Consider the following 18,555-nt stretch of genomic DNA (forward strand, 5'->3'; position numbering starts at 1 on the left):
ATATAACATCGTTCTCCAAAAATGTAAATATGGAGAAAAAATTAAATTGACTTTATTTTTTTTTATCGGAAAATAGAGATAAGAATAGTTAAAAGGAATGAACGCTATATGAGTTATCTTGATGCCATACATGCCCATTATGAGGAGCTAACTAAATCAGAAAAAAAAGTCGCTGATTTCATTGTTTCTTCTGGAGAAAAAGTCTTACATCAAACACTATTAGATATTAAAAAAGCCACAATGGTAGGGGATGCTACCATTGTGCGCTTTTGTCAAAAGTTAGGTTATAGTGGTTTCTCAGATCTAAAAATTGATATTGCTAAAGAAGGATTCCACCATTCAAAAACGACAAACACCTCATTTATCAATACCGTAGAAAATCATTTAGTAAGCGCTATTCAGGAAACATCTAAGTTAGCTGACGAAAGTAAATTAGAAATTGCTGCTGCTCTGATTAATCAAGCTAAACATATTTATATATTTGGTGTTGGTTCCTCAGGTATCACTGCAGTTGACATGGAATCTCGTTTTTTACGAGGCGGCTTACAAGCCAGAGCTATTACTGATCCTCACTACCAAGCCATGAATGCTTCTCTTTGTACTGAAAACGACTTGATTATTGCCTTTAGTTTAACAGGAAAGACCCAAGATATTTATGACGCTTTGAGTGTCGCTAAAGAAAACAAAACAAAAATTATTGTTATTTCTAATTATATCTTGTCTCCAATTGCTCAGCTTGGAGACGTCGTTATCCAAACAGCTATTGAAGAGTACCTATTAAACGGAGGTTCACTGACTGGAAAAGTCTCTCAAATTTTTGCTATGGATCTATTAATCACCTATTATGAAAAAACCTATGGTGTGGACGAATTAAATATGCGTGAAAAAATTGCACGCTCCATTATTAATAAACAAATCTAAAAAAAGACCGAGACATAAGTAAATACTTACGTCTCAGTCTTTTTATTTTAGTCTTGGATTAATGTTTCAAGTCCAACAATCATCATTTCATCAAATGAACTTTGACGCTCTTCAGATGTTGTTTCTTCACCAGTAATCATATGATCACTAACAGTCATTAAAGCAAGTGCTTGAACACCGTATTTGGCTGCTAAGTAATAAATGACAGCAGCTTCCATTTCGATTCCTAATACACCATAATCAGCTAATTTAAATGTATCAGACAAATCATCTTTGTAGAAGCTATCATCTGAAATGACATTTCCTACATGAATGTTAAAGCCACGTTCTTTTGCAATCCCGTAAGCTGTTGATAACAACTCATAATCAGCAATTGGTGCATAGGTATGATTTGGGAAATCAGCTTTCATGAAGTTAGAATTCGTTACAGCTCCTTGTGCTAAAACTAAATCACGCACGTGTACATCTTTTTTAAGGGCTCCACATGTTCCAACACGCATTAATTTTTTCACATCGTATTCACGAATTAATTCGTTTGTATAAATAGATGCTGAAGGAATTCCCATACCTGTTCCTTGAACAGATACTTTTACACCTTTGTAAGTTCCTGTATAGCCAAGCATACCACGAACTTCGTTATAACAAACTGGATTTTCTAAGAATTTTTCTGCAATGTATTTTGCTCTTAAAGGATCTCCCGGTAATAAAATACGATCAGCGATGTCACCTTTTTTAGCTCCAATATGTACGCTCATGAACTCTCTCCTTAAATTCTTTCTAAAGTCAGTTTTACTAATTCTTTGAAATCTGCTTTAACACGTTCTGTTGTTTCAACTACTTCTTCATGATTTAAGTTAGCTTGCATACCTGCTGCTAAGTTAGTCACACAAGTAATACCTAAAACGCGCATAGACATATGTTTAGCTACGATTACTTCTGGTACAGTTGACATACCAACTGCATCTGCTCCTAAAGCACGAGACATTCTAATTTCTGCTGGTGTTTCATAAGTTGGACCTGAGTAGCCCATGTAAACACCTTTTTGTAACGTAATTTTAAGTTCAGCAGCCACACGTTTTGCCACTTCACCATACGCTTTATCATAAGCTTCTGACATATCAGGGAAACGTGGTCCTAAGTCATCTTCATTTAATCCGATTAATGGATTGTCTCCTGTGTAGTTAATTTGATCAGTAATCAACATTAAATCTCCAGGTGAAAATGACGTATTAACTCCACCAGCTGCATTAGTTACAACTAAAGAGTCAGCTCCTAAAGCTTTCATCACACGTACTGGGAAAGTCACTGTTTGCATTGAATGTCCTTCATAATAATGGAAACGACCTTGCATTGCTAACACTGTTTTTCCTGATAATTTACCATAAACTAATTGACCAGCATGTCCCACTACAGTTGATATTGGGAAATGAGGAATTTCTTCGTAAGGAATAACCACTTTATCTGTAATTTCATCTGCTAATTCACCTAAGCCTGAACCTAAGATTAGCCCAAAATCAACATTTTGTACCCCTTTGCTTTGAATAAATTCTGCTGTTTCTTTTAATTTTGCACTTAATGTCATGTGATTGTAGCTCCTTATTTTAATTGATTTAAAAAACTTGTTCCATTTTCTGTTGCTTTTACATCAAAGTTTTCAGCAATCGTTGCTGCAATATCTGAATAGAAGCCTTGTTTAATAGCTCCTTGTCCTGTCATTTTTTTGCTATAAGCTAAAAGTGGTACATACTCTCTTGTATGGTCTGTTCCTGGGAAGGTTGGGTCGTTACCATGGTCTGCTGTAATTAATAGTAAATCATCTTCACCCATAGCTGCATAAATTTCAGGTAATCTAGCATCAAACTCTTCTAAAGCATTAGCATAACCTTCGACGTCACGTCTGTGTCCAAATAAAGCGTCAAAGTCGACTAAGTTAGTAAAACTTAAACCAGTGAAGTCTTCCTTCATCACGTCTAATAATTTGTCCACACCATCCATATTAGATTTAGTTCTAACAGCTTGAGTCATTCCTTGACCGTTAAAGATATCATTGATTTTACCAACAGCAATTACATCTTTACCAGCTTCTTTTAATGAATCTAATACTGTTTTACCAAATGGATCTAATGCATAGTCATGACGATTTGGTGTACGAGTAAAGTTACCAGGCTCACCTACATAAGGACGTGCAATAATACGACCAATCATGTAAGGATCATCTTTTGTAATTTCACGAGTGTACTCACAAATTTTGTATAGTTCTTCTAAAGGAATAATATCTTCGTGAGCTGCGATTTGAAGTACTGGGTCAGCTGATGTATAGATAATTAAATCCCCTGTTTTCATTTGTTCTTCACCAAAGTCATCAATTACTTTTGTTCCACTATAAGGCTTATTCGCCCCCATAATAATACCACGACCTGAGAATTCTGTAATCTTGTCTAATAATTCTTGAGGAAAGCCTTCAGGGAATACTCTAAATGGTGTTTGGATATTTAAGCCCATGATTTCCCAATGACCTGTCATTGTATCCTTACCAACTGAGATTTCTTCTAATTTTGTTGCATAACCTTGATGGTCTTCTACTGCTTTGACTCCTTTAAGAGGCTCAAGCGTACCTAAACCTAAATTCTCCATATTCGGCACGTTTAAACCAGCAACTTCAGCAATATGTCCTAAAGTGTGACTTCCAATATCACCAAATTTATCAGCATCTGGTGCTTCTCCAATACCGACTGAATCAAGTACTACTAAATGAACTCTTTTAAACATAAAAGTCCGCCTTCTTCCCAAAAAATTTTATTTATAGCAAACGTGCCAAAGATTGGTTTCCTTGGCACGTTCATCATTATTTTGATTTCACATAAGTTTTACCAATTGCTTTTGGTCCTTGTGATTTACCAATAAAGATAACAAGTACAAGTACTGTTAACACATATGGTGCTGCTTGTAAGTAGACAGCTGGTAATTCTTTGATACCAGGAATTAAGTTTCCGATAACTGCTAAACTTTGAGATAATCCAAAGAAAATTGCAGCAAACATTACACTAATTGGGTTCCATTTACCAAAGATCATAGCTGCCATTGAGATAAACCCTTGTCCTGCGATTGTTGAAATTGAGAACTGACCTGAAATTGATTGAACAGCAACAGCTCCCCCCATACCACCTAAGAAACCAGAAATTAACACACCTGCATATTTCATGGCATAAACGTTAATTCCTAATGTATCTGCAGCTTGTGGGTTTTCACCAACAGAACGTAATCTTAAACCAAATTTTGTTTTAAAGATAATGAAGTAAGCTAAGATAGCTACTACGATTGCCACATAAGCAGGTGCTGATGTGTCTTTAAAAAAGATTGGTCCAAGGACTGGAATATCTTTTAAGATTGGAAAACTGAATTTACCAAATGTTTGTTTTAACATGTCTGTTTGACCATGTCCATCAAACATCATTTTAGTTAAGAACACTGTCAAACCTGGTGCCATTAAGTTGATTACAGTACCACTGACAATGTGATCTGCTCTTAAATTAATCGTTGCTACAGCGTGAATTAAGGCAAATGCCAAACCTACTAATCCACCGAATAACATCGATACCCAAGGAGTCATTGCGCCAAATGTATCAGCTGTATATAAGTTGAAAACAGTTGCACTGAAGGCTCCGACAGTCATGATACCTTCCAAACCTACGTTAACTACACCACTTCGTTCTGAGAAAGTACCACCTAGGGCAGTAAAAATTAAAGGAGCTGAGTATACTAATGCTGATGATACAATGATTGCTAGTATTGATACCATAACCTACGCATCTCCTTTCTTAACTGCTTGCTTTTTAGAAGTTGTTTTATCTAATAAGTAACGAATAGCGTAACTAATACCAACAAAGAAGATGATTGAAGCAATAACAATCTCTACAATCTCATTTGGTACTCCAGCGTTACCTGGCATACTCAATCCACCGATTTTTAGGATACCAAATAGTAAAGCTGACACTAAGATACCGATTGGACTTCCGCCACCTAATAAGGAAACGGCCATACCATCAAATCCGATTGTTGGAACTGAACCTAATACATAGAGATTTTGGAAAGTACCTAGACCTTCAACAACTCCACCCATACCAGCTAATCCACCAGAGATTAACATTGCTAGGACAATATTTTTCTTAGAGTTCATACCAGCATATTCTGAAGCGTCTGGATTAAGACCGACAGAACGTAATTCAAAACCGACAGTTGTACGGTTCATTAACACCCATACAACAAAAATCATCGCAAGAGCTAGGAAGAGTCCCATATTTAAACGAGAACCACCTGTCATTTGAGTTAAGAAGTCTGCTCTTAAACTTGCATTTTGACTAATTTGTTGTGTTGCATCTGCATCATTTGTAAAGACGTTACGTACTAAATGATTGCTTATGTGTAAAATAGTATAGTTTAACATAATAGTAACAATAACTTCACTTGTTCCAAATTGTGCTTTTAAGAACCCAGCAATACCAGCCCATAGAGCTCCTGCTAATGTTCCGGCAACAATACATAAAGGAACTAATAATGCTTTAGGTAAATCAGGGAATAACATTGCTAACCAAATCGAAACAATCCAACCACATAGAGCTTGACCTGACAAACCGATATTGAAGAATCCTGCTGTATTGGCTACAGCAAAACCTAAACCAGTTAAAATTAGTGGTGTCGCTAAACGAATAACTTCACCAATGTTGTATGAGCTACCTAAAGCTCCGTTTAACATTGCGCTATATCCAGCAATTGGATTGTAACCAAAAGCTAACATAATCACTGCACCTAATAATAATCCGAAAAGTACGGAAAGAACTGGCACTGCTAAATTTTTAAGTGTTGACTCTTGCTTATTCACTAGCCACAGCCCCTTTCCTTACTTCTTCAAGTGGTACACCAGCCATAAGTAAACCTAGTTCTTGTTCGTTTGTTTCTGATGGTTTCACAATACCTGTAATATTACCATCAAACATAACCGCAATACGGTCAGATACATTTAAAATTTCATCAAGCTCGAAACTCACTACTAAAACACCTTTTCCATTATCTCTTTGTTCAATCAAACGTTTGTGAATATATTCAATCGCTCCAACGTCTAAACCACGAGTTGGTTGAGCAACCATTAACATATCTGGATCACGGTCAATTTCACGAGCAATAATTGCTTTTTGTTGGTTTCCTCCTGATAAAGCACTAGCAGGAACTAACTCATTTGGTGTTCTAACATCAAATTCTTCGATCAATTTTCTTGCATGGGAATTAATTTCCTTGTAATTCAAGAGACCGTTTTTACTTAGAGGTTCTTTGTAGTACGTTTGAAGCGCGATGTTTTCTGATAAGGTCATTGGTAACACTAAACCATAACGATGACGATCCTCAGGTACATGTCCCATACTATTTTCAGTGATTTCACGAGGTCGTTTGTTGGTCATATCTTTACCATTAATCTCGATCGTACCACTTTCAACTTTACGCATACCAGCAATTGCTTGAAGTAACTCACTTTGTCCGTTACCATCAATTCCTGCAATCCCCACTACTTCTCCTGCACGAACTTCTAAATTAAGATTTTTAACAGCATCTAAGCCACGGTTTTCTTTTACTACTAAATCTTTAATTTGTAACACAGGTTTTGTTGGGTTTGATGGTCCCTTCAGTGTCTTAAATGACACTGAACGACCTACCATCAAATCTGCCAACTCTTGTTGAGTGACATCTGCAACATTAACGGTATCAATACTTTTACCTCGTCGAATAACCGTACAACGGTCAGCCACTGCTTTGATTTCATCTAATTTATGTGTAATCAGAACAATTGACTTACCTTCTTTAACTAAACCGTGCATGATTTCAATTAACTCATCAATTTCTTGAGGTGTTAACACAGCAGTTGGTTCATCAAAGATTAAGATTTCGGCTCCACGATAGAGTGTTTTTAAGATTTCAACACGTTGTTGCATCCCTACTGAAATGTTACTTACCAGTTCTTTAGGATCAATCTTAAATCCATATCTATCCGAAACAGCCATGATTTCCTCAAAAGCTTTTTTCTTATCAATTACACCAGCTTTTGTTGGTTCACTACCTAAAACAATATTTTCCTCTACAGTGAAATTATCAATCAACATGAAATGTTGATGAACCATTCCGATACCAAGTTTATTGGCAACTGTGGGATTAGCGATTTTTTCTTCTTTTCCATTAATTGTAATAGACCCAGAAGTAGGTTCTAATAGTCCTGATAAGATGTTCATAAGAGTTGACTTACCAGCTCCGTTTTCTCCTAGTAACGCATGAATCTCACCTTTTTTTACTTTAAGATTAATATTATCGTTGGCTTTAAACGATCCAAAAGCTTTAGTAATATTATTCATTTCAATCACGTATTGTGATTCATCCACTTTCTTCACTTCCTAACTATTTCGGATAAATACTTTTAACTGAGTAACAAGTTAATTAATTATTTTGTTGGTTTTTCTGGAACTTCAACTTTTCCGTCGATGATTTGAGTTTTAGCATCATCTACAGCTTTTAATACGTCTTCTGATAATTGACCTTTAGTTAAGTCAACACCACCGTCTTTAAGACCGTAAACTAATGTTTCTCCACCAGGGAATTTATCTTCGTTTGCTTTACCAGAGATATCTTTAACAACTGTTCCTACACCTTTAAGAGTTGAAGTTAATGTAACGTTTCCGCCATCATATTTACCTTCTTCTTCTTGGTCACGGTCAACACCGATTACCCAAACTTTATCTTTTGGATTAGTTTTCATGATGTCACGAGCTTCTGAGAATACACCGTTACCAGTATCACCTGAAGCGTGGAAGATTACATCTACACCACTCTTGTACATTGCAGCAGCGATTGATTTACCTTTAGCAGCATCACCAAATGAACCAGCGTATTGAACGTCAACTTTGATTTCTGGGTCTACTGATTTAACACCAGCAACAAATCCAGCTTCAAAACGTCCGATAACTTCACCTTCTTGTCCACCTACAAAACCAACTTTTTTAGTTTGAGTTGTTTGAGCAGCAGCAATACCAGCTAAGTAAGCAGCTTCGTTATCTTTAAATACAACAGAAGCAACATTTTCTTTACCTTCTACAACAGAGTCAATGATAACAAAGTTGTTGTCTTTTTTACTATCTGCGATTTCTTCAATAGCAGGTTGTAATTTGAATCCAATACCAAAGATTGTTTTGAATCCATCATTGATTGCTTGGTTTAAGTTAGGTAAGAAATCTGAATCTGAGTTAGATTGGTAGTAGTTGAAACCATCTTTCCCTTTTTCTTTGTTGTTTTCTTTACCCCATTCTTGTAAACCTTCCCAAGCTGATTGGTTAAATGATTTATCATCAACCCCACCAACGTCAGTTACTAAAGCAACTGAATGGTTAGCTCCGTCTTTTCCGCCATCTTTTTTAGCAGCGTCGTCTTTCTTAGTGTTTCCGCCACCACATGCTGTTAGCGTTAAAGTTAATGCTAATGCCAAACCTGTCTTTAATAATGTACTTTTTTTCATTGTGTTATTCCCTCCAGAATTTTTTTATGTAAATTTTTAACACCGTAATTGACTAGCCCATTTGATCGCTTTCAAATGAGTAGGGTAGAAGCTCGGAAACTGTTGTCTCTTTGATGTCGCCTTTTGTGTTAACTAAGCTGACTGGCATATCAGGGCTACAAAATTCAACCATGACTTGACGACAAGCACCACAAGGAGAAATTGGGTCTTCAGTCTCTCCAGCAACAACTAGATGACTAAATGACATGTTTCCTTCTGAGACTGCTTTAAAAAAGGCAGTTCGCTCAGCACAATTTGTTAATCCAAATGAGGCATTTTCAATGTTACACCCTTGAAATACTTCACCTGACTCAGTAATCAAAGCAGCTCCAACTGGAAATTTAGAGTACGGCACGTAGGCTTTCTCCATTGCTTCGATTGCTGTGTTAATCCATTCTTGTTTTGCTGACATACTAAAAGATTCCTTTCTTTTTTAAGACTTTGTTATAACTAGCGATTCTTTCTAGGTAAAACAGTTAACTATACCTATTTAAAAGAATAAAGAAATCTTGTTCATACAACTCTTAAATCTCACAAATGATAACGTAACAAGCTTACTGATATGATAAGATGCTTCATAAAAACAAGTTGAGACATTACCTTAACGAAATTTTAGCCTCCTTTCGCTTTTTAAAGCCCTCTCAATTTTACCATTATTTCACACAATAAACAGTAAAATTAAAGACAAAAATCAGAATACCGTTCTAAATCTGCAATAGCTTCATTTACTAACATTAAAAAACTTTCATTATTGAATTCAGAAGCGATATTATTTCACTTTAAATTAGGTAAAAAAGACCTTTAATCAAACTATATCTCCAAAAATAAAGATACTATTTTTAGTGAATTTTTTCAATATGATTTGATATTTTCATGAACAATTTCTTTTTGTCTCTATCTATTATTCGGTAATCACTTTATGAATTAAGATAGGTTCTACTCCATCTTCACCAATTTCGATGTTATCGTAAAGTACTTTTTTAACATCTTCCACGTCTTCACGATTTGAATAGATTGTTACTAATGATTCGCCCTCTTTTACAGCGTCTCCTACTTTTTTGTTAAGGAATAAACCAACACCATAATCAATAGCTTCTTCTTTAGTTCGACGACCTGCACCTAGTAACATAGCAGCAATACCAATTTGGTCAGCTACCATTTTTGATACAACGCCTGTTTGTTTAGATGGCACTTCAATGACATATTTAGCTTGTGGTAATTTCTCTGGATGGTCGACAACTGAGTCATCTCCACCTTGGTTTCTAATCATCTCTTTAAACTTATCTACTGCTTTACCATTAGCAATATTTTCTTCTAACATACGACGAGCTTCTTCAAGAGTTTCTGCTTTTTTAGCTAATACAACCATTTGACTTCCTAATGTATAAACCATTTCCATCAAATCTTCTGGTCCATTACCTTTCAATGCATCAATAGCTTCTTTGATTTCGTTAGCGTTTCCAATAGCATTTCCAAGAGGTTGTGACATATCAGAAATAATAGCCATTGTTTGACGATTAGCTAACTTACCAATACGAACCATTGTATGAGCCAAACGTTCTGCATCTTCTAAACTCTTCATAAAGGCACCGTCACCTGTTGTTACATCTAACACAATGGCATCTGCCCCTGAAGCAATTTTTTTACTCATGATCGAACTAGCAATTAAAGGAATTGAATCCACTGTTGCTGTCACATCACGTAAAGCGTATATTTTTTTATCGGCTGGAGCTAAATCTCCTGATTGTCCAGTTACGGCAACATAACTTTCATTTACTAAGCGTATAAAGTCATCATTGGGAATTTCAACTTGAAAACCTGGGATTGCTTCTAATTTGTCAATAGTTCCACCAGTATGTCCTAATCCACGACCACTCATTTTAGCAACTGCTGCTCCAACTGAGGCAACTAAAGGAGCTAATACAATTGTTGTTGTGTCTCCCACACCACCTGTTGAGTGTTTATCTACTTTAATACCTTCGATTTCAGATAAGTCGATCACATCACCTGAATGACTCATAGCCATTGTTAAAGATGTAATTTCTTCATCCGTCATATCTTTAAAGTAAATCGACATTAACAAGGCACTCATTTGATAGTCGGTAATACTACCATCTGTGTAACCTGAAACGATGAACTTAATTTCTTCTTCAGAAAGAATGCCACCATCTCGTTTTTTTTGAATCAAATCTACCATTCTCATGAATAAAAACCTCAATTCTTTTTTAGTAAAACGATTTACGAAAGGGATAAAACCAATTAGTAAAACGATTTACTTTTGATTGTTTTTCTTTAATAGCGCTTACAAGAAGAATTTTAGCACACGTTTTGATTATTTGTCAACTGGTTGTGTGCTTCCTCTAACGATAAATTCCGTTTCAAATGTCTTATTAGGAATTTTAACTCCCGGGTTTTTAATTGACTGAAATAAATACGTTGCTGCAGTATAGCCAATCTCAAAAGCTGGTTGAGCAACCGTTGTTAAAGGGGGATTCAAATAAGATGATATCTCTAAATCATCAAAACCGATAACAGATAAATCATCTGGAATAGTTAAACCTAATTCGTACGCTGCTCGGTAGGTACCAATAGCCATTTGGTCATTCCCACAACAAAGAGCTGTTACTTTAGTTCTCTTCAACAAGCGTTTTGCTGCTTCATAGCCACCTTCAATTGTTACTGGACCATCTTCAATCCATTCACTTTGGAAGGAAATCTGATTATCTGTTAAGCATTGACGATAAGCTTCATATCTCTCTGACATTTCATAATAGCCTAATTCATTGGTTAACATACCTATACTTTTATGACCATTGTTAACTAAGTACTGAACAGATTCATAACTACCTTCATACTCTTTTACTAATAAATTACCTTCTGCTCTTGTATTTAATCCTCTATCAATTAATAAATAGGGACTTGATTGTAAGCTTGTCTCAAGCTCTAATGAGTTAGGGCTTGCTAAAATAATCCCTGCTACAGAACGATTTAGTAACTGCTTAATGTAGCTTTTTTCCATTTCATGGGAATGGTTCGAATTACATAATAGGATCATGTAATCTTTTTTAGTTAAATAGGCTTCTACCCCTTCAATTACTTTCGAGAAAAACAAATCAGTCACATCAGGCACAATCATACCAATTGTTTTTGATTCTCGTTTGATTAAATTCTGAGCAAAATAATCTGGATTATAATCATGATCCTTAACCGCTTTCAAAACACGTTGACGTGTGTCTTCGCTAAAGCGTTGACCTTTATTATTTAATATTTGAGAAACTGTTGTTATGGACACTCCTGTGATTTGGGCAATATCTTTAATTGTTGTCTTCATAATCACCGTTCCCCCTTCCTTTACCAAAGCCATCATATCAAAATTCACTAAAAAAAGGTAGCGTTTTTATGAAATAAAAAAACACAAAGCTAATTAGCTTCGTGTTTAACCACCGATTAAGAAGTCTAAAACATTCCAACCATCTGATGTTTCTGCTCGGTACAATTCAGTAAAGCCACAACGGCTACAACTAACTGTAATAAATTTCTTATTTTGAACATCAAATATTTTAGCAAAGTTACCACCTGTTGCTTGAAATTGATCTGATACGTAATGGTTATTGCCGCATTTGTCACAATGATATTGTTTCTTTTCCATTTTATTTCTCCCTCATTTCTTGTTAAGGAGAGTGTATCATGAGCCCTCGAAAATCTCTATCCGTCTCCAGTCTTAATTTTGACCGTGAGTTCTTAGCTGCCCATAAGTCCCAAATTTTTCAATAACTTCTTCTAAATCATCTTCTTTTAATAACACTGGCGTTCCGATTGACTTAGCCCTGTAATAAAGTTTTGCGATAAATTCAATGTCTTTAGCAACAGAGAAAGCTGACGCTAAATCTTCACCGATAGCTAATACTCCATGATTGCCTAATAAAATTCCTTTATCATCATTCATAGACTCAAAAGCTGTTTCTGCTAATTTTTCTGTACCAAACGTTTCATAGCCACAACATCTGATTTTACTACCGACTGAACCAATAATGTAATGAAGAGGTAAGATATCTTCATGTAAACAAGCAAAAACTGTAGCATAGTCTGAGTGTGTATGTACAACAGCATTCACATCAGTTGTTCTTTCATAAAAAATACGATGCATGTCATACTCACTAGACGGTTTACGCTCACCTTCCAAAATTTCCCCTTCTAAAGTCATTAAGACAATATCTTCTTTAGTCGTTTCCATATAAGGAATTCCGCTTGGTGTAATCAACATCACTTGTTCTTCTCTGATAAAAATACTTAAATTGCCACCAGTGCCTGTTGTTAGTCCTTCTACTAGCATTTGTTTACCGTAGTCAACTAGGGCTTGTCTTTCGTTTATGTATCTCACTAGCTTAGCTCCTTTTCTCCTTAGTAAAATCTAACTTGTTCTTCTTCAAAATAACTCTCTAAATCATAGGCTGAGTAAATCCCTTTATCTGTGACAACGCCGCTAATTCTTCCAGGTGGCGTAATATCAAAAGAGGGATAAATTCCCTTAACACTAGGTAATGTATTAGGAATACTTCGGTACTCTAACACCTGTTTTGGGTCTCGCTCTTCTATTACAATATCTGCTCTACTACCTTTATCAGCGTCAGGTATCCCAGTTACAAAATACGGCACATTATATTGTTGAGCTAAAATAGCCATTTGATTTGTCCCAATCTTATTGGCTATATGACCATCTCTGGCAATGGTATCTGCTGCTGAGGTGAACACATCGATTCCCTTATTTTCCATCACATAGGCTACCATGTTGTCTGTAATCACTGTGGTGTCAAAGCCTAAATCAGCAGCACAACTAGAAGTCAGACGTGCTCCTTGTAAATAAGGTCTTGTTTCCGCACAATAAACAGTTAATTCACTACCTTCTTCTTTAGCTGCTCTGAGTAAAGTTCCCACAATAGTTTCACCAAAACACTGTGTTAAAATCGTCCCATGTTTAGGAATTTGTTTTAACAAGTGACGTCCCACTTGATCCATAATCGTGTAACGGCGATTAAGTGATTCTATGGTCGTTTCAAAAATTGCTTCAATTGGGGATTCACCTTTTTCTAAAGCCTCTTTTGCAACAGACACACAATTTGTCGTGATTTGTATCATACGATTAGCTGTTGTTGGTCTTGCATAACCAATTGTTGTTGCTGCTTGCTCTAGGAAAAGAAGTTGTTCTTCTTGAGTTAACTCTTGTGCCTCGTAAGCAGCTAAAGCCATGCCCATACCAGCAGCTGTGTAAGGTCCTGCACTTTGCGTCACCATATCCGTAATAGCCTGCGCTACCTCAACGTGAGTCTGACACTCCACAAAAACCGTTTGAGTGGGATAAATACGGCGATCTAAAATTTTGACTTTTCCATTGTTGTACCATGCCACATTCTCATATTGGAGTAAATAAGGCATATGATTATCTGCTCGTTTCACTTGTAACGCCTCTTTCCTTTTGTTTTGCTTGTTTGTAACCTTTTAAAATATCTTGACCTGACTGATAGTCTTGTCGATGAGTCACTAGATCAATACCTAGACGAAGTAATACTCTCTCCATCTCAAGACGTTTATCTCCTACCGGGGACTGGCTAATTTCTTTTACTTTAGAGTCTCCAATCACACGTCGAATGACCTCAGTTCCAAGATAACCAAGTGTATCTACCATTACGTCAGCCACATATTCATTAATGAATGCTTCATTATTATATAACTCTAGCGTGATAGCTGCTGCCATTTTTTGTTTCAATCCGTCTTTAACGAACTCATAAAGAGAGCTAATGGTTTCTTCTAGCCATTCCTTAAAAGAAGAATCAGTCTCAAAATAATCATTTTTGGCAAGAGGAAACATTAAATGTGCCAGAACATTTCCAATGTCGTAACCCATTGGTCCGTAAAAAGCAAACTCAGGATCAATCACTTTTAATCCTTCATCATTAATAAAGATAGAACCTGAGTGTAAATCACCATGTATTAGTGATTGAGCATTATTCATGTAATTATTTCTCAACACGCCAACTTCTTTTAATAAAACTTGATTACTATAAACATAACTTTCTACAAATGATTGGTTGTCTTCTAAAATAACGTTTCGTTGTTTGTAATCATTGTAAGGCTCTGTGAATACCAGATCTTCACTAATATCGCACATTTCGACATTTACAAAATGAGCTACTTTTCGTTTTTTATCATGACGATCCCAAATTAAATCTGTCGTTGAAAGAAGTGTCTCAACTAAAAAGACACTGATGTCTTTAGCTAAATGAGGAAACATTCTTTTTTTCTCTAGTTCATACCGTAAATTTTGATAAGCTGATATATCTTCCATAATTAAAGCTGCCATTGTGTCATCGTAATGATACACTTCTGGGACAAATTCAGGCACTAACTCATATTGAATGCGTAAAATATCCGCTTCGATTCGGCTACGATTAATATCTAAAGGACGACCTGATGAACGTAATAACGTATCTGCTTGTTTCACCACAACACTTTTCCCTGTCTTCTCTTCTTTTACTAGAAAAACATAGTTGATATTACCATCGCCTATTTCTGTGACTTCCAGTATGGCATCAGGCGCAAAGATGTTTGTTTTAGTGAGAACGTACGTCTTAACTGTCTCACTAGACATTAAGACATGATATTTAAATGATGACACGTTTCAACCTCCTTTATCTTCTAGTTAATCATATAATAAAAAAGGCGAGACTGCGATATAAGTTTTATGACTTATAGCCTGTCTCACCTTTTCTAATTATTTACTTTTTTATGATAGAACTAAACTTAACATAAGTCCTACAATTTGAGCCCCGTTAAACAATACTAAATTTTTAATAGCTATACTAAATGTAGTTGCTTTTTCTTGTTTGCGGCTAAATGTTCTCACGTTATCGTGAATTTTAGGAAATGTTCCTAAAACAAGCAGCATTGCCCAGTGATACACACCAAAGACTACGCCTAACCCGATAAATAAGTAACAACTATACATTAACATTTGGAATAATGTAACTCCATTCTCTTTACCAATATAATAAGGTAGCGTGTAACGGTGATTACTGATATCTTGCTCTAAATCACATAAATTATTAGCTAACATAATGTTAGCAATAGTAAATATCATTGGAATAGAGGCCCAAATAATCATCATCAATGCCTTTAACTGCATTTGAAAAATGACTTGACCTTCTGCTATTGCAAAATTTAAAATACCTAAATCATAGATATTCAAATAAATGGTAATAAAGAAAATTCCAAATCCCATAGTTACTCCACTAAAGATTTCACCTAGTGGCATTCTTGATAGAGGCACTGGGCCAAAGGTATAAAAAATACCAATTAAGAAACAAGCCCCACCCATTAATAGTAATAATAAACTCGTTTGTAATGTTAGATACAAACCAATTAAACTTGAAAAAGCAATCATAGAATAGATTAAATAGCTAACTTTCTTTTCGCTTAGCTTAGCTGTTCCAATAATATTGGTGTTTTCTTGGTAGTCATCATTTTTAGCTTTTTTAAAATCCATTAGATTATTTATTGCTGTTGTGGCCATATCAAATACCAACATTGCTAAAAAGAACAACATCATATTTTCCCCATGAACCTGACCAAAGGCTACAGCTGAAAACAACAAACCAATGATGAATGGAAATAAACTAGCTAGCTTCGTTCTAATTTCAACCAATTCAAAAAATATTTTCATTGTCATCCCTTAAACCCTCACTATTTCAACTCTTTAATGTCTTTCACCTTGTAAGGCGAATCTTCATTTAATACAAAACGATCTTTAACTCCACTACTTAAGTAGATATCATCTTCTTTTGTCACAAAAATAGCATCAATATCTTTTCTATCTTCCACATACTCCATACCGCCTTTAACACCCATAGAGAATACTGCAGTTGAAAGACCATCACCGGCAACAGACGTATCAGAAATAATAGTCACTCCTGCAATCTCATTTTCAAAAGGATAACCTGTTTTTGAGTTAAATAAATGATGATACAGTTTACCGTCTACTTCAAGGTTTCTTTCATAAATACCTGATGTTACTAAAGACATGTTTTTATTAGTTACAGAACCTACGATAGTATTACGAGCTTCATTAGGGTCTTGGATTCCAATCTTCCATTCGCCATCTTTACTTCTTGGACTATCTCCTAAAACAAAGATATTACCACCTAAGTCTACAATACCTGAAGTTACACCATTATCCACCATCACTTGAACGGCTTCATCTGTAATAAATCCTTTAGCAATCGCTCCTAAATCAAGACGCATGCCTTTTTCTTCTAGAAAGACTGTTTTTTCTTTGTCATCTAATTTCACTTTGTGATAATCAACTAACTTCAATGCTTCATCAATTTCACTTTGTTCTGGTTTTCTAGCATCATCAAAACCAATATGCCACAACTCAGTAATTGGTCCAATGGTTAAATCAAACCCACCTTTAGAATCTTGACTAAAATAGAGTGATTTTTCAACTAATCGGTACACATCATCTGAAACTTTGACAGGTTCAATCCCTGCTTTTTCGTTGATTTTTTCTACTTCTGAACCTGATCCTTTTTCATTCACTGTAATTTTTTTATCCAATTCTCTAATACGAGCGAATGTTTTATCCAACACATCTTCTTTGCCTTTATCAAAAATCTGAACTCTGACATAAGTCCCCATTAAAAATTCTTCTTTTTTATACGGTTCTTTTAACAAAGTTGATTCTTTGGCTGGTGCTTTTTCTGCCTTTTTAGAATCCGTTCCACAAGCCGTTAAGGTCAATCCTAATATAGGAACTAATAATAATAGTAATAAACGTTGATAATGTCTTTTCATCTTTTTCCCTTCTTTCCATCTCTTTTTTCATTTAACTATAATTTATCTGATATTACAAATAAAAAAAGGCAACAAGTCAACTGACTTGCTGCTCTTTTAAATGTAACTATTATTTACCAAAAACGATGTTGTCAACTTCAATTTTAGCAGTATCGCCTTTTTCTGCTGCATTGATTAATTGTTCAGCATACATTTGGAAAGCATGTGTAGAATGTGTTGCTCCAGTTACTACGTCCATTTCAGAAGGTTTTTGTTTTTCAACTAACCCTTTGTTTAATTCTGGAATAAATTTATCTGGGCTTGTACCAGATTTTTCATTCATCATTTTGTTGTATTCAGCATCTTCTGTTTTTGATTTACCATCTTTGTTGATGTTATCATATTTAGATTCTGCAATTTTGCCATCTTTAACAACTAAAGTGAAAGCAGTACGGTAACCATTAGATTCATTTTTTTCTTCTAATGTATATTCACCGTCTTTTAAGTCAGCGCCGTTATCGATTTCGATTTTATCTGTTTTACCAGCTTGAGCTGCTTGGATTAATTGTTGTGCATAGTTTTTGAATGACTCAGTTGAATGAGTTGCTCCAGTTACTACGTCTACTCCGTCAGCAGATTGTGCTTTTAAGAAAGCATCGTTTAACTCAGGAATAAATTTATCTGGGCTAATACCTGCTTTTTCTTTCATCATTTTGTTGTATTCAGCATCTTCTGTTTTTGATTTACCATCTTTGTTGATGTTATCGTATTTAGATTCTGTGATTTTTCCATCTTTAACAACCATTGTGAAGACAGCACGGTAACCATTGTTTTCGTTTTTCTCTTCTAATGTGTATTCACCATCTTTTAAGTCGCCACCAGCGATTTTTTCAGGTGCTGCAGTTTCTTCTGTTTTTTCTACTTTTTCAGTAGATGCTGCTGAAGATTGTTTTGTATCTTTAGCATCTTTATTGCCGCCACCACAAGCAGCTAACAATAATGTAGACATAACTAAAACTGTTGTTCCTGTGATTAATTTTTTCATTTTCATAATTACAAACCATCCTTTGTTTTTAAAATTATGTGAACTATTTTACATATTTTATTTTATTACATCGTTGAACAAATTGCAATGGTTTTTCAATGGCTTATTCAGATTTTCACAAATTTCTAATAAAAGGGAAAATTCCCTAAAAAATATCAGATTGAAGACAAACTAG

Annotated in this window: 18 protein-coding genes; 1 reads left to right on the forward strand and 17 read right to left on the reverse strand. The window is 35.3% G+C overall.

Translation table 11 applies throughout. The features are described from left to right. The first annotated feature begins 108 nt into the window (after positions 1 to 108). Entirely contained in the window at positions 109 to 921 is an 813-nt protein-coding gene (locus DOK76_RS03185; protein ID WP_206964937.1) for a MurR/RpiR family transcriptional regulator, read from the forward strand. A gap of 47 nt (positions 922 to 968) precedes the next feature. Here the strand turns inward: DOK76_RS03185 and deoD are convergent, their stop codons facing one another. The 17 genes from deoD to pplA form a co-directional block, all read right to left on the reverse strand. Further along, a complete protein-coding gene (gene deoD / locus DOK76_RS03190; protein WP_206964939.1) occupies positions 969 to 1,676 on the reverse strand; it encodes a purine-nucleoside phosphorylase in 708 nt (235 codons plus the stop codon). Positions 1,677 to 1,687: 11 nt separating this feature from the next. Then, the gene (locus DOK76_RS03195) at positions 1,688 to 2,503 is read right to left on the reverse strand and encodes a purine-nucleoside phosphorylase (RefSeq protein WP_206964941.1); all 816 of its coding nucleotides are present in this window, start codon (positions 2,501 to 2,503) and stop codon (positions 1,688 to 1,690) included. Between the two features lie 14 nt (positions 2,504 to 2,517). Next, a complete protein-coding gene (gene deoB, locus DOK76_RS03200; protein ID WP_206964943.1) occupies positions 2,518 to 3,690 on the reverse strand; it encodes a phosphopentomutase in 1,173 nt (390 codons plus the stop codon). 76 nt (positions 3,691 to 3,766) lie between these two features. Beyond that, positions 3,767 to 4,720, reverse strand: coding sequence for an ABC transporter permease (locus tag DOK76_RS03205; protein ID WP_206964945.1), 954 nt, complete (start codon positions 4,718 to 4,720; stop codon positions 3,767 to 3,769). 3 nt (positions 4,721 to 4,723) lie between these two features. After that, the gene (locus DOK76_RS03210) at positions 4,724 to 5,800 is read right to left on the reverse strand and encodes an ABC transporter permease (RefSeq protein WP_370590085.1); all 1,077 of its coding nucleotides are present in this window, start codon (positions 5,798 to 5,800) and stop codon (positions 4,724 to 4,726) included. After that, on the reverse strand, positions 5,793 to 7,316 hold the full coding sequence (locus DOK76_RS03215; protein ID WP_206964975.1) for an ABC transporter ATP-binding protein: 1,524 nt from the start codon (positions 7,314 to 7,316) through the stop codon (positions 5,793 to 5,795). Before DOK76_RS03215 ends, DOK76_RS03210 begins: the two co-directional genes overlap by 8 nt. 86 nt (positions 7,317 to 7,402) lie before the next feature. Further along, on the reverse strand, positions 7,403 to 8,470 hold the full coding sequence (locus DOK76_RS03220) for a BMP family lipoprotein (protein ID WP_206964946.1): 1,068 nt from the start codon (positions 8,468 to 8,470) through the stop codon (positions 7,403 to 7,405). 52 nt (positions 8,471 to 8,522) lie between these two features. Continuing rightward, positions 8,523 to 8,921 (reverse strand): cytidine deaminase, encoded by a 399-nt coding sequence (locus DOK76_RS03225; RefSeq protein WP_206964949.1) that lies wholly within the window; start codon positions 8,919 to 8,921, stop codon positions 8,523 to 8,525. 489 nt (positions 8,922 to 9,410) lie between these two features. After that, complete coding sequence (locus DOK76_RS03230) at positions 9,411 to 10,712, reverse strand: pyrimidine-nucleoside phosphorylase (RefSeq protein ID WP_206964951.1); 1,302 nt, start codon at positions 10,710 to 10,712, stop codon at positions 9,411 to 9,413. A 129-nt stretch (positions 10,713 to 10,841) separates the two neighbouring features. Then, entirely contained in the window at positions 10,842 to 11,840 is a 999-nt protein-coding gene (locus tag DOK76_RS03235; protein ID WP_206964953.1) for a LacI family DNA-binding transcriptional regulator, read from the reverse strand. Positions 11,841 to 11,945: 105 nt separating this feature from the next. After that, a complete protein-coding gene (locus tag DOK76_RS03240) occupies positions 11,946 to 12,158 on the reverse strand; it encodes a zinc ribbon domain-containing protein (RefSeq protein ID WP_206964955.1) in 213 nt (70 codons plus the stop codon). A gap of 72 nt (positions 12,159 to 12,230) precedes the next feature. Beyond that, on the reverse strand, positions 12,231 to 12,890 hold the full coding sequence (locus tag DOK76_RS03245; protein ID WP_206964956.1) for an L-fuculose-phosphate aldolase: 660 nt from the start codon (positions 12,888 to 12,890) through the stop codon (positions 12,231 to 12,233). 20 nt (positions 12,891 to 12,910) lie between these two features. Beyond that, entirely contained in the window at positions 12,911 to 13,963 is a 1,053-nt protein-coding gene (locus DOK76_RS03250) for an S-methyl-5-thioribose-1-phosphate isomerase (protein ID WP_206964959.1), read from the reverse strand. Beyond that, positions 13,947 to 15,182: an S-methyl-5-thioribose kinase gene (mtnK, locus tag DOK76_RS03255; RefSeq protein WP_206964961.1), complete on the reverse strand. Its 1,236-nt coding sequence runs from the start codon at positions 15,180 to 15,182 to the stop codon at positions 13,947 to 13,949. The genes DOK76_RS03250 and mtnK overlap by 17 nt, the downstream gene beginning before the upstream one ends. Before the next feature lie 108 nt (positions 15,183 to 15,290). Further along, positions 15,291 to 16,232: a 1,4-dihydroxy-2-naphthoate polyprenyltransferase gene (gene menA / locus DOK76_RS03260; protein ID WP_206964962.1), complete on the reverse strand. Its 942-nt coding sequence runs from the start codon at positions 16,230 to 16,232 to the stop codon at positions 15,291 to 15,293. A 14-nt stretch (positions 16,233 to 16,246) separates the two neighbouring features. Further along, entirely contained in the window at positions 16,247 to 17,356 is a 1,110-nt protein-coding gene (locus tag DOK76_RS03265) for an FAD:protein FMN transferase (RefSeq protein ID WP_206964963.1), read from the reverse strand. Positions 17,357 to 17,465: 109 nt separating this feature from the next. Next, positions 17,466 to 18,386: an extracellular electron transfer flavoprotein PplA gene (gene pplA, locus DOK76_RS03270; protein WP_206964964.1), complete on the reverse strand. Its 921-nt coding sequence runs from the start codon at positions 18,384 to 18,386 to the stop codon at positions 17,466 to 17,468. Between the last annotated feature and the right edge of the window lie 169 nt (positions 18,387 to 18,555).

Origin of the sequence: Candidatus Vagococcus giribetii (assembly GCF_017316185.1) — a bacterium.
In the GTDB taxonomy this organism is placed as follows: domain Bacteria; phylum Bacillota; class Bacilli; order Lactobacillales; family Vagococcaceae; genus Vagococcus; species Vagococcus giribetii.